Origin of the sequence: Streptomyces sp. NBC_00258 (assembly GCF_036182465.1) — a bacterium.
Classification (GTDB): domain Bacteria; phylum Actinomycetota; class Actinomycetes; order Streptomycetales; family Streptomycetaceae; genus Streptomyces.
The window spans coordinates 10,304,599-10,316,974 of the sequence record NZ_CP108081.1; the positions used below are offsets into that span (position 1 = coordinate 10,304,599).

The following is a 12,376-nucleotide window of genomic DNA, read 5'->3' on the forward strand; positions in this document are numbered from 1 at the left end:
GCAGATCCTCCCACAGCGGTCCTCGCCGGACGTCGCCGTAGGATGCGTGGAGTAGGTGCGGCAGGCGGCTGGATCGGAGCAGCAGACCATCGTGAGCAGCGAGAACTCTTCGGACGACGCACAGCGGGTGTGGGACGTCGTCGTGGTCGGTGCGGGGCCTGCGGGCGCCTCGGCCGCCTATGCGGCAGCGGTCGCGGGGCGCCGCGTCCTGTTGCTGGAGAAAGCGGAGCTGCCCCGCTACAAAACGTGCGGCGGCGGCATCATCGGACCGACGCGGGACGCGTTGCCGCCCGGCTTCGAGCTGCCGTTCCTGGACCGGGTGCACGCGGTCACCTTCTCGCTCGACGGCAGGTTCACTCGCACCCGTCGCTCCAAGCAGATGCTCTTCGGGCTCATCAACCGGCCCGAGTTCGACCAGCAGCTCGTCGAGCACGCGCAGAAGGCGGGCGCCGAACTGCGTACGGGCGTCACGGTCTCGCGGGTGGAGCAGCACGGCTCGGCCGTCCCGGACCGGCGCACGGTGGCCGTCGTCCTCCAGGACGGCGAGACGGTGCTGGCCCGGTCCGTGGTCGGTGCGGACGGCAGCGCCAGTCGGATAGGAGCACACGTCGGGGTGAAGCTCGACCAGGTCGACCTCGGCCTGGAGGCGGAGATCCCGGTGCCGGAAACGGTCGCTGAGGACTGGAAGGGACGGGTCCTCCTCGACTGGGGTCCCCTTCCCGGCAGCTACGGATGGGTGTTCCCGAAGGGTGACACGCTCACCGTCGGTGTGATCTCGGCGCGCGGCGAAGGCGCCGCCACCAAGCGGTACTTGGAGGACTTCATCGCCCGGCTCGGCCTCGCCGGTTTCGAGCCCAGCATCTCGTCCGGGCATCTGACGCGCTGCCGCGCCGACGACTCGCCGCTGTCGCGGGGGCGGGTGCTGGTGTGCGGGGACGCGGCGGGCCTGCTGGAGCCGTGGACCCGTGAGGGCATCTCCTTCGCGCTGCGCTCGGGGCGGCTCGCGGGGGAGTGGGCGGTGCGGATCGCGGAGGCGCACGACGCGGTCGACGCACGACGGCAGGCACTGAACTACGCCTTCGCGATCAAGGCGGGTCTCGGCGTCGAGATGAGCATCGGCAAGCGCATGCTCACGCTCTTCCAGCGGCGGCCCGGCATGTTCCATGCCGCGCTCACCGGTTTCCGGCCCGCCTGGAAGGCGTTCACGGGCATCACCCGCGGCTCCACGTCGCTGGGCGAGATCGTGCGTACGCATCCGATGGCGGGGCGCGCCCTGACCGCGCTCGACCGGTGATCTGCGGGGAGACCTGAAGGGGCCAGGAGCTGGGGCTTCAGCGGGCTTCAGGAGTCTTCATGGGGTGGCCGCGGGGCTCAGCTCTTGACCGTGATCCGGAAGACCGGGTGGTCGGGGGCGATGCGCCGCAGCTCCTCGTTGGACGAGTCGGGGCCGACGCCGTTGAAGAACACGCCGACCTCGGCCTTCCAGCGCTTGAGGTAGGCGCGCAGCAGCGGGACCTTGTCGTCGTCGGCGACCTCCACCGCGGTGAATGCGTCCACCTTCTTGCCGAGGTGGAGTTCGCCGCCGCCCGCGGCCCGCATGTTGTGCGTCCACTGGACGTGGCCGCGAGGTGCGACGAGGTACTGCCGGCCGTCGAAGGTCAGCAGGTTGACGGGGGTGGTGCGCCACTCGCCGCTCTTGCGGCCGCGGACGGCCAGGACCCTGGAGCCCCAGACGCTGAGGCCGCGGCGGGTCATCCAGGCCACGGTGCGGTTGAGGACGTTCACGGTGAACCAGCCGGGCTTCTTCACGTGCGTGGACGTGGTCATGGTGACTTCCTCCTGAAGCGGAAAGTGTGAGCACTGCTCTCGCTTGAGAGCAGTGTGCACGAGATCGGTGATCCAAAGCAAGAGCAGTGCTCTCGAAACAGTTCGCTGCTCTCGTTTGTGTGCACTGCTCTGGAAATATGGAACACTGGTGCACATGAGTACCGCCAAAGGAGCCCGCGCCCGAGCCCGGATCGAGGTCACCGCGGCCATCAAGGACGAGGCGCGCAGACAGCTCGCCGAGGACGGCGCGGCCAAGCTCTCCCTGCGGGCCGTGGCCCGCGAGCTCGGCATGGTCTCCTCCGCGCTGTACCGCTACTTCCCCAGCCGCGACGACCTGCTGACCGCGCTCATCATCGACGCCTACGACTCGCTCGGCGCCGCGGCCGAGGCGGCGCACGCCAAGGTGGCCGAAGCCGGACCGATCCACCGTTGGACCGCGGTGTGCGAGGCGGTGCGCGAGTGGGCACTCGGGCACCCGCACGAGTACGCGCTGATCTACGGATCGCCCGTGCCCGGGTACACCGCACCCGCCACCACCGTGCCGGCGGCGGCCCGTGTCGGGCTGCTCCTCATCGGCATCGCCCGGGACGCGCACCAGGGCGTCGGTGTCGCCCTACCTCCGCTGCCCGCGGAACTCCGGCCCGAGGCGCGGAGGATGGCCGAGGACCTGGCCCCGGACCTGCCGCCCGCGGTCGTCACCGCGCTCGTCGCGGCCTGGGCGCAGCTCTACGGGCTCGTCGGCTTCGAGCTGTTCGGGCAGTTCAACCGAGTCGTGGAGGACCGCGAGCCGTTCTTCCGAAACGCAGTCGCCCAACTCGGTCATGGTGTGGGCCTCGTGTTCCCTCAGGACACCGCCACGGGCGGCCGGGGCAGCAGAGCCGGATCCTGACGGAGCATCCGCGCGTGCAGTGACCGGAGCGGTGGCCCGGGGTCCGCGCCCAGCGCCTCGGCGAGCCGCTGCCGTGCGGCCTCGTAGGCGGTCAGCGCGTCCGAGGAGCGGCCCGTCCGGTACAGCGCGAGCATCAGCAGCTCCACGAGCCGTTCCCGCAACGGGTGAGCCGCGACGAGCCGGACCAGCTCATGTACGTACTCGAAGGACCTGCCGAGTTCGATCTCGCCGGCCAGCCGGGCCTCCAGCACCGTGAGCCGCTTCTCGGCCCAGCGCAGCCGCTCCGCCGCCAGGTAGGGCGCCTGCAGGCCCTCCGCGAACTCGCCGCGCCACAACTCCTCGGCGCGCTCGACCAGTTCACCCGCGCGCCGCAGCTCGCCGGCGTCGCGCGCGGCGAGCGCCTCGTCCACCCACCGCCGGCGCTCGCGCAGGTCGTTGGCGTCCGCGCCGGCGAGCCGGTAGCCGCTGCCCGTCCACGCCAACTCCGCGGCGCCGCCCAGGGCTCGGCGCAGCCCGGAGACGTACTTCTGCACGAGGTTGCGTACATGCAGGGGCGGGGCCCCTCCCCACACGGCCTCGACGAGCGCGTCGTACGAGATCGAGCGCCCCTCCTGGAGGAGAAGGACGGCGAGTACGGCGCGCTGCTTCGGTGGGCCGAGCGGTACCTCGACTCCGTCGCGCAACGCCCGGAGCGGGCCGAGCAGTTCGAAGCGCAGGCCGTCGGGCGCTCCTTCGGCCTTGGCCGGACCGCTCGCGCGCAAGCCCTTCGGTGTCCCCTCGCCCATGCGTCGAGAGTATCCCGGTACCGGCGTTCCAGTGGATCTTCCAGCGGACGGTCAGCGGCGCCGACGACCGTGGCCGCTACGGATCCCCGGCGAAAGGCCACACCACGATGCTCACCCGGCTCGGCCGCCTGGCGGTGCGGCGCAGTCGCGCCGTCCTCATCGGCGTACTCCTCACCTTCCTCGGCCTCGCCGCCTACGGGGCCGGCGCCCAGAACGACCTGGACCTCGCGCGCTGGAGCTCGCCCGGCACGGAGTCGGTGCGCGCGGGGGACGTACTGCGCGAGGAGTTCGGCACCGGCAACCCCAACCTGGCCCTGCTCGTCACGGCACGCGACGGCGACGTGGACAGCGCCCGCACACGGGACGCGGCCCGCGCGCTCGCCCAGGAGGTGGAGGGGCTGCCCCTGGTCACCGACGTCACCTCGTACTGGGACTCCGACAGCCTCGCCCTGCGCGCCACCGACGGCCGTCGCGCCCTCGTCCTTGTCCGCCTCGAAGGCAGCGCCACGGAAGCACGTGAACAACTCGCCACGCTCTCACCGCGGTTGACGCGCACGACCGACGAACTCACCGTCCAGGTGGGCGGCCAGGAGGAGATCTCACGCCAGGTCGGCGAACAGGCCCGCACCGACTTCCTGCGCGCCGAACTCTTCGCACTGCCCGCCGTCCTGCTCCTCCTCGTCCTGGTCTACCGACGCACCACGGCCGCCCTGTTGACCGTCGCGGTCGGTCTGCTGTCCGTCCTCGGCACACTCGCCGGGCTGCGCGCGATCGCGCAGTTCACCGAGGTCTCGACGTTCGCGGCGAACCTCGCCCTCGTCCTGGGCCTCGGACTCGGCGTGGACTACAGCCTGTTCGTGATCAGCCGGTACCGCGAGGAACGCGCGGCCGGGCGCCCGGGGCCCGACGCCGTCGTGCGGGCGACCGCGGTCGCCGGGCGCACGGTGGTGTTCAGCGGAGTGACGGTGGCGGTGTCGCTGTGCGCGTTGCTGGTGTTCCCGTTCTTCTTCCTCAGCTCGTTCGCGTACGCGGGTGTCCTCGTCGTGGTGACGGCGGTGGCCGGAGCTGTGGTCTTCCTGCCGGCGGCCCTGGCCCGCTGGGGCCACCGGGTCGAACGGCCCGCAGCCCGCACGTCGTCCGGCTTCTGGCACCGCACGGCACTCGCGGCGATGCGCCGCCCGCTGCTTGCCGGCGCCGGAGTACTCACCGTGCTGCTCCTCGCGGCCTCGCCCCTCCTGGGGCTGCGCTTCGGACTCCCCGACGAGCGGACCCTCCCCGAAGGGACCTCCTCGCGCACCACCTCCGAGATCGTGCACGAGGAGTTCCCCGCCGAGCCGACCGACACCATCCAGGTCCTCCTCACGAAACCATCCACCGGAACGTCCGCCGAAGCGCCCGCGAAAGCGGCCGACTTGCGCGCCTACGTCGCCGAACTCTCCTCGATCCAGGGCGTGTTCCAGGTCGACGCCCCCTCCGGCACCTACCGCGACGGGCAGCGGACCGGAGCGCCGGGCCAGGACCGGCTGACGGCGCCCGACGGCCGCGTACGGCTGGCGCTGGTGCCCACTCAGGAGGCGATGCGCGGGGACGTACCCGCGCTCGTCGAACGCGTCCGTGACGTCCCCGCACCCGACGGCGTACTGGTCGGCGGCTATCCGGGCGAGACCACCGACTTCCGCGCCACGCTCCTCGACCGGCTGCCGCTCGCCGCCGGGCTCGTCCTCGGGGCGACGTACCTGATCCTCTTCCTGATGACCGGCAGTGTGCTGCTCCCGCTGAAGGCGACCGTCCTGAACCTGCTCAGCCTGGCCGTGATGTTCGGCTGCCTGGTGTGGGTCTTCCAGGACGGGAACCTCTCCGGAGTGCTCGGTTTCACGCCGACCGGTTCGATCGAGCCGAGCATCCCGGTGCTGATGTTCTGCGTGGCGTACGGCCTGTCGATGGACTACGAGGTGTTCCTGCTGTCCCGCATCAAGGAGGAGCACGACCGCACCGGCGACACCGGGCACGCGGTCGCCGAGGGTATCCGCCGCAGCGCCCCGCTGATCACGGCGGCGGCCGGCATCCTCGCGCTGTCCTTCCTCTCGTACGCCACCGGAGGCGTCGTCTTCCTGAAGGAGATGGGCATCGGCACGGCCCTGACGATCCTCGTCGACGCGACCCTCATCCGGGTGGTCCTGCTCCCGGTGACGATGCGGCTCGCGGGGCGCGCGAACTGGTGGGCGCCGAAGCCGCTGCGCCGCTTCCGGATCAAGGAGGCGCCCGAGCCCGAGCCGGACCAGGTACTCCGCCGGGAGTACGTGTGATCACCTCGCTCGGCTGACGCCTCCCGCGACCCGCGGCGTCTAGCGTGGCAGGCATGGAAGAGCAGCGCACACGCCGGTGGGGTGGACCCCCCTGGGCCGGGGGCGGCCCGCCGTGGGGCCGGTGGCAGGGACCCTCGTGGTGGAACCGCCGTGACGAGGAGGAAGAGGGCGGCCGTCCGCGTTGGCCGTGGCGTTCGACACTGCTCCTCACCGTGTTCGTCCTCGTCGGCAGCAACTTCGCCGCGGAGCAACAGCCCGATCGGGAACAGCTCGACGTCCTCGCGCGGGTCCTCCTCTTCGGGGGTGCCGCTCTGCTCCTGTGGCGGCAGCGGTATCCCGTGGCCGTGGTGTTCGGCACCGCGGCCACGGCGCTCGTCTACTTCAGCGCCGGATATCCGTACGGGCCGATCTTCCTCACGGTCGCGCTCGCCTGCTTCAGTGCGATCGTCGCGGGGCGGCGCTGGGCGGCCTGGACCGCGCTCGGCACACTGTGGGTCGTCCACCTCCTGGTGGGGCACTGGCTCTACCGGTGGCTGCCGCCGAAGGGCGACCCGGTCTCCTCGTGGGGCGAGGAGGTCGCCATCGCCGCCTGGATGGTCGCGATTCTCGCGGTCTCCGAACTCGCCCGGGTACGCCGCGAGCAGTGGGACCGCGACCGGGCGGAGCGCCGGCAGGCGGCCAATCGGCGTGCCGACGAGGAGCGGCTGCGGATCGCCCGGGAACTGCACGACGTCCTGGCGCACAGCATCTCCGTCATCAACGTCCAGGCGGGCGTCGGACTCGCGCTGCTCGACTCCGACCCCGAACAGGCGCGCACCGCGCTCACCACCATCAAGGCCGCCAGCAAGGAGGCCCTGGGGGAGGTGCGCCAGGTCCTCGACACGCTCCGTACGCCCGGAGACGCGCCGCGCGCGCCGGCGCCGGGCCTCGACCGGCTCCCCGAACTCGTCGAGCAGGCGGCGGGCGCCGGACTGACGGTCGACGTCGAGAGCGGGGGCGAGCGCAGGACCCTGCCGCCGGGTGCCGACCTCGCCGCCTTCCGCGTCATCCAGGAGGCCCTCACCAACGTCGTACGACACTCCGGATCGCGGCACGCGCGCGTGCGGGTCGATTACGCGCGCGACGCGTTGACGCTCCGTATCGACGACGACGGACCCGCGACGGGCGAGGACGCGGGTGGCAGCGGCAACGGGCTGGCCGGAATGCGGGAGCGGGCCGCGGCCCTGGGTGGCACGATCGAGGCCGGACCGCGCGAGGACGGAGGGTTCCGGGTGCTGGCCCTGCTGCCGCTCAAGAACTCGCGCGAGGCGTCGGGGGCATCGGCCGGCAGGTCCGACAGTCCCGAGAAATCCCTCAAGCTCAAGGAGGACCGGTGATCCGCGTACTGCTCGCCGACGACCAGTCACTGGTCCGCGCAGGCTTCAAGGCACTTCTCGACGCCCAGCCGGACATCGAGGTGGCCGGAGAGGCCGCCGACGGTGAGGAGGCGCTGCGTGCGGTACGCGAACTGCGGCCCGACGTCGTCCTGATGGACATCCGCATGCCCCGGCTCGACGGCCTCGCCGCGACCCGCCGCATCACCGACGACAACGGCCTGAATGACGTCAGGGTCGTCATGCTCACCACCTTCGAGCTGGACGAGTACGTCTTCGAGGCCATCCGCGCCGGAGCGTCCGGCTTCCTCGTCAAGGACACCGAACCGGAGGAACTCCTGCGCGCTGTGCGGGCGGTGGTCGAGGGCGACGCACTGCTGTCACCGGGTGTGACCCGTCGGCTCATCGCCGAGTTCGCGGCGCGCTCCAAGGAGCCCGCGGCCGCCGGCGCGCTCGCCGAACTCACCGAGCGGGAGCGGGAGGTGATGGCGCTGGTCGGCATCGGACTGTCGAACGACGAGATCGCGCGCCGACTGGTCGTCAGCCCGTTGACCGCCAAGACCCACGTCAGCCGGACCATGGTGAAGCTGGGTGCCCGCGACCGGGCCCAACTGGTCGTGCTCGCCTACGAGTCGGGGCTGGTGCGGCCGGGCTGGCTGGGCTGAGGCGCCTGCCGGAAACGGACCAGCACACTGGCTACCCGGAAGACGAAGAGCACGGCCGCCAGCGAGGTCCCGACCGCGAGCAGGACCTTCTCGACGGTGACCGGCAGCTCGAAGAGCAGCGCGGGTCCGGCCAGGGCCCCGAACGCCACCGCCGCGGCGAACGCGGCGCTGAACAACGCGTATCCGATCTCGACGGTCATCTCGTCCCGCTCGGACTGAGTCCGCCGCCCCCTGGTCTGTCCCATACGGGCAGTCTCACAGGGGAGCGCCCGGCGGGGCAAGGAAAGGCGCGCCCGGCGGGCAAGGAAGCCCGCCGGGCGCGCGTAACCGCGAGGGAAGGAATCGCGCGGGGTGCTCGTCGTCGCGAGGGAGGGTGCCGGTCGCGGGCCTGTCAGTCTCGGGCCGCCACCCGCGCGGCCTCCAGCACCTGCTCGTCCTCCCGTACGTCCTCGGACTTGGCGACCAGGATCGTCGTCTGCCGCGTGCGCTGCCCGCGCAGTCCGGTGGCCGTGATGAGCAGGCCCGCCACGGCGATCGCGGTGACGACGGCCAGACCGGGTCGGTAGCTGTCGAGGACCGCCTGCGGCGAGGAACTCTCGGAGGAGTTCGCGGTCACCACGGCCGTCACGATCGCGAGGAAGATCGCACCGCCCACCTGCACCGAGGTGTTGAGCAGACCCGAGACCATGCCCTGCTCGTGGTCGTCCACACCGTTGGTGGCCTGGATGTTGAGCGAGGGGAAGACCAGTGCGCAGGCCGCGCCGATCAGCAGCATCGACGGCAGGATCACCGCCGCGTACACGGGGTCCAGGTCGACCCGCAGGAACAGCGCGTAGCCGACGACCATCAGGGCGAAGCCGGTCACGATGAGCCGCGGCGTGCCGAACCGGTCGACGATCGCCCCCATCTTCGTCGCGGACAGCGCCACCAGCGCGCCCGCGGGCAGGAAGGCGAGCGCGGTGTGCAGCGCCGACCAGCCGAGCAGCGACTGCATGTAGAGCGTCACCAGGAACTGGAATCCGACGTACGAGCCGAAGAACGCCATGGCGCCCAACTGTGCCCGGACCTGGTTGCCGGAACGCAGTACGCCGAGCCTGATCAGCGGGCTGGGGCTGCGCTGCTCGACGCGTACGAACACGGTGAGCAGGACGGCCACGGCCAGGAACGACAGCAGCGTACGGGCCGTCGTCCAGCCCACCTCGGGCGCCTGGACGACGGTGAAGACGAGCAGCAGCATCGAGGAGGTGCCGAGGATGGCGCCGGGGGTGTCGTAGCCGCGGTGGGTCCGGTCTCGCTCACTGCGCGGGATGAGCTTCAGACCGGCTATCAGGGCGATGACCGCGATGGGCGCGGGCAGCAGCATGGTGAGGCGCCAGCTGGCCTCGGTGAGCAGCCCGGACAGGACGAGACCCATCGAGAAGCCGGTCGCGGCACAGGTGGTGTAGATGGAGAGCGCGCGGTTGCGCAGCGGGCCCTCCGGGAACGTCGTCGTGATGATCGACAGGCCGGCGGGAGCGGTGAACGCCGCGCTCAGGCCCTTGATGAACCGGCTCGCGATGAGCAGCGGACCAGAGTCGACGAGCCCGCCGAGCAGTGAGGCGAGTGCGAAGACGCCCAGCGCCACCAGGAAGACCTGACGGCGGCCGAGGAGGTCGGCGGTGCGTCCGCCGAGGAGCAACAGGCCGCCGTAGCCCAGGATGTAGCCGCTGACGATCCACTGCAGGGTCGAGGTGGAGAGATCGAGTTCGGAACCGATGGACGGCAGGGCGACGCCGACCATCGACACGTCCAGCGCGTCCAGGAACATCGCGGCGCAGAGCACCAGGAGGGTGCCCCACAGGCGAGGCGTCCAGCGAATTGCTGAAGACGGCACCGCGGAATTGGTGAGCGGAGAGGTCATGCGCCACACAGTACATGCGCGTGCATTCAATGCAAACGCATTTAATGCGGATGCAACAAAGTCGGTTTTTTGCTAGGGTGCGGGCCATGGAGGCTGTCGAAAAGGCCGAGCAGGGCCTCGTGGACCAGTGGCGCGACATCCTCGCGGTGCACGCGCGCACCCTGTGCGAACTGGACCGGACCCTGCACCAACACGGCCTGTGCGCAAGCGACTTCGAGGTCCTCGACGTACTGGCCGCGACCACGCCGGCCGACGGCGGCGACAGCTCGTACCGCGTCCAGGAGATCGCCGAGCGGGTTCATCTGAGCCAGAGCGCGCTGTCCCGGCTGATCGGCCGCCTGGAGAAGGACGGTCTCGTGGAGCGCTGCATGTGCCCGGAGGACCGGCGCGGTGTCCGGGTCGCCCTCACGCCGAAAGGGCGCGCGCTGCACGGCGAGGTGCTGCCGGTGCAGCGCGCGGTGCTGGGGCGGATGCTGGCGGGTGGCTCCGCCGGGTGAAGCGGCTGGGCGGGTGAGCGGCCGGTGAGGCCGGCCGCCACTGTTGTCGCGTGACGCTCAGTTCCAGGTGACTCCGGACCTCTCCCGCCACAGCGTCGCGATCGACGAGTCTCCCGTCACGCTCGGGAACGGGCCGCGGTTCCACAGCGCCAGATAGAGCTGGGCCGCCGTCCCCGCCAACTCGCAGTCCGCGTCCGCCACTTCACCGTGTTCGGCCGCCGGGGGTTCGGCCGACAGCCGTACGCTCCACACGGCGTCCGAGTCGGAGGCCCGCACCCTCAGGACACGCGGCTCGTCCGTCCGAACCCTGCTCCTGCCGCGGGCATGGAAGCCGAGAAGCAGTTCGTCGATGCCGTCGACCGCGAAGTCCACGGGGACCGCGGTCGGGGTGCCGCCGCGCGCGGACTCCGCGTCGACCCGGTGCACGGTCGTCTCGTGGGCCTGCCGCCGCGCCCAGAAGGCGAGTGGCGAAGGGGCGGGCAGGAAACTCCAGCACTCCACGTCGGGAGTTGCGGTGGCGAGCGTCTCGACGAGCCTGCGGTGTCCGTCCCGGAACCAGGTCAGCAACGCCGAACCGTCCAGCTCCGGCAGGCCGCCGTCGGGATGGTACGAGGTGTGTCCCTCGGCCACGAACGCCGCGGCCCAGCGGTGCACCATGCCGGTGTGCCGCAACAGGTCCCGCACCTGCCACTCCGGACACGTCGGCACCTTGGCGTCGACCCCGGCCTCCTCCGCGGCCTCGGCCAGCAGCCCGCCTTCCCGGTCCAGGCTTCGAATGAGCTCGGCAATCTCCATGTAGGGGAGTGTGCCGGATGGAGCGGGCTTCAGGAGGGAGGGCGGGAGGGCGAGGTCTTGCCGCCGCTGACCCGGGCGGGTGCGCCGGCCTGCCGGGCGGAGGGCAGGGGTGCGCGGCAGCGGCTCCGGTCCGCCGGAGGAAGGCCCCGCCCCGCCGGTTGTCGGGGGGTACGGGTCGAGGCACGCGCGGCGAACCCGTTTACACCGCGATGCTGGTCGCCGCCTTCGTCGCCGAGGCCGACGTCGGGGCCCGCGGCCGCCGTGAGGCGCGCGCCGTCCTCGGCCACGACGCCCCGGATGTCGCCACGAAGCCCCGGATGTCGCCGGGACGCCTCGGACGTCGCCACGACGCCGGGGCGGGTCGTCGTGCGCGACCCGACCCGACCCGAGCCGGCGCGTCCAATTCCGCGGTCAGCCCTCGGTGTTCGCGGCCTTCTCGTCGAAGCTCGCGAAGTAGGCGGCGGCCATGTCCTCGTCGGCGTGGCCCTGGGCGGCGGCGCGGGCGAAGCGTTCGGCGCTCGCGGCGGCGACGTCGAGTCGGAGGCCGTGCCGCTCGCCGGCCTCGACGATCAGACGGGCGTCCTTGGCGGCGGTGCCCACGGCGAAGGCGGCCGGTGACAGCTCGTCGTTGAGGATGAGTCCGGCCTTGGCGCGCAGGTAGCCCATGTCGAGCGGGCCGCCCGCGATGGCGTCGAAGAAGCTCTGGGGTTCGACGTCCAGAGCCTTGGCCAGGGCCAGGACCTCACCGGTCGCGTTGGTGACGGCGAGGACCCAGCTGTTGGCCACGAGCTTGAGACGGGTGGCGCTGCCCGCCGCTCCGTCCTCACCGGTCCACACCGTACGGGCGCCGACGGCGTCGAAGACCGGCGTCACGGCCTCCCGACCGTCGCTCGGACCGGCCGCCAGGACGAGCAACTGACCGGCCTCGGCGGGCTGTCGGGTGCCGAGGACGGGTGCGTCGTAGAAGACCAGGCCCTTCTCGCGGGCGAAGCCCGCCAGTTCGCCGATGGCCTCGATCCCGGCGGTCGTCGACTGCACCCACACGGTTCCGGCGCGCAGGGAGGGTGCGGCCTGCCGCATCACGTCCAGCGCGGCTGGGCCGTCGTACAGCATGGTGAGGACGACATCGGCGCCCTCGACCGCCTCCACGGGGGTGTCGAAGACGTGCGCGCCGTCGGCGGCGAGAGGTTCGGCCTTGTCACGCGTGCGGTTCCAGGCCCGGACGGTGTGTCCGGCGCGGACGAGGTTACGGGCCATCGCGGCGCCCATGATCCCGGTGCCGAGGACACTGACGGTGAGCTTGTCGGTCATGACATCAACTTTCCTGATCCGTATGGTG

12 protein-coding genes are annotated in these 12,376 nt (G+C 71.6%); 6 read left to right on the top strand and 6 right to left on the bottom strand.

All coding sequences use genetic code 11. The features are described from left to right. The first annotated feature begins 91 nt into the window (after positions 1-91). On the top strand, positions 92-1,294 hold the full coding sequence (locus tag OG718_RS45715) for a geranylgeranyl reductase family protein (RefSeq protein ID WP_143633295.1): 1,203 nt from the start codon (positions 92-94) through the stop codon (positions 1,292-1,294). A 77-nt stretch (positions 1,295-1,371) separates the two neighbouring features. Here OG718_RS45715 and OG718_RS45720 read toward each other — a convergent pair whose 3' ends face one another. Beyond that, positions 1,372-1,827 carry a nitroreductase family deazaflavin-dependent oxidoreductase gene (locus tag OG718_RS45720; protein ID WP_143633297.1) on the bottom strand — a complete coding sequence of 152 codons (456 nt, stop codon included), beginning with the start codon at positions 1,825-1,827 and terminating at the stop codon, positions 1,372-1,374. A 154-nt stretch (positions 1,828-1,981) separates the two neighbouring features. Here OG718_RS45720 and OG718_RS45725 point away from each other — a divergent pair, with 154 nt between their 5' ends. Next, positions 1,982-2,716, top strand: coding sequence for a TetR/AcrR family transcriptional regulator (locus OG718_RS45725; protein ID WP_143633298.1), 735 nt, complete (start codon positions 1,982-1,984; stop codon positions 2,714-2,716). Here OG718_RS45725 and OG718_RS45730 read toward each other — a convergent pair. Beyond that, the gene (locus tag OG718_RS45730) at positions 2,671-3,501 is read right to left on the bottom strand and encodes an AfsR/SARP family transcriptional regulator (protein WP_143633299.1); all 831 of its coding nucleotides are present in this window, start codon (positions 3,499-3,501) and stop codon (positions 2,671-2,673) included. The genes OG718_RS45725 and OG718_RS45730 overlap by 46 nt on opposite strands. Between OG718_RS45730 and OG718_RS45735 the strand changes: the two genes are divergently transcribed. Genes OG718_RS45735 through OG718_RS45745 form a run of 3 tightly spaced genes read left to right on the top strand, consistent with a single transcriptional unit; the run spans position 3,486 to position 7,845 of the window. Next, positions 3,486-5,807: an MMPL family transporter gene (locus OG718_RS45735; RefSeq protein WP_328846925.1), complete on the top strand. Its 2,322-nt coding sequence runs from the start codon at positions 3,486-3,488 to the stop codon at positions 5,805-5,807. The two genes, OG718_RS45730 and OG718_RS45735, sit on opposite strands and share 16 nt — an antisense overlap. A 53-nt stretch (positions 5,808-5,860) precedes the next feature. Then, complete coding sequence (locus OG718_RS45740) at positions 5,861-7,183, top strand: histidine kinase (RefSeq protein WP_443055266.1); 1,323 nt, start codon at positions 5,861-5,863, stop codon at positions 7,181-7,183. Next, a complete protein-coding gene (locus OG718_RS45745; protein ID WP_143633302.1) occupies positions 7,180-7,845 on the top strand; it encodes a response regulator in 666 nt (221 codons plus the stop codon). The genes OG718_RS45740 and OG718_RS45745 overlap by 4 nt, the downstream gene beginning before the upstream one ends. On the opposite strand, the gene OG718_RS45750 is transcribed toward OG718_RS45745, so the two are convergent. After that, a complete protein-coding gene (locus tag OG718_RS45750) occupies positions 7,806-8,090 on the bottom strand; it encodes a DUF6332 family protein (RefSeq protein WP_143633304.1) in 285 nt (94 codons plus the stop codon). The genes OG718_RS45745 and OG718_RS45750 overlap by 40 nt on opposite strands. A gap of 146 nt (positions 8,091-8,236) precedes the next feature. Continuing rightward, complete coding sequence (locus tag OG718_RS45755; RefSeq protein WP_328846927.1) at positions 8,237-9,745, bottom strand: MFS transporter; 1,509 nt, start codon at positions 9,743-9,745, stop codon at positions 8,237-8,239. Positions 9,746-9,795: 50 nt separating this feature from the next. Here OG718_RS45755 and OG718_RS45760 point away from each other — a divergent pair, with 50 nt between their 5' ends. Next, positions 9,796-10,242, top strand: coding sequence for a MarR family winged helix-turn-helix transcriptional regulator (locus OG718_RS45760; protein WP_443055267.1), 447 nt, complete (start codon positions 9,796-9,798; stop codon positions 10,240-10,242). A 57-nt stretch (positions 10,243-10,299) separates the two neighbouring features. On the opposite strand, the gene OG718_RS45765 is transcribed toward OG718_RS45760, so the two are convergent. Next, positions 10,300-11,037, bottom strand: coding sequence for a maleylpyruvate isomerase family mycothiol-dependent enzyme (locus OG718_RS45765; RefSeq protein ID WP_328846930.1), 738 nt, complete (start codon positions 11,035-11,037; stop codon positions 10,300-10,302). Between the two features lie 411 nt (positions 11,038-11,448). Continuing rightward, positions 11,449-12,348, bottom strand: a complete 900-nt coding sequence (locus tag OG718_RS45770; protein ID WP_143633310.1) for an NAD(P)-dependent oxidoreductase — start codon at positions 12,346-12,348, stop codon at positions 11,449-11,451. Positions 12,349-12,376: the final 28 nt, after the last annotated feature.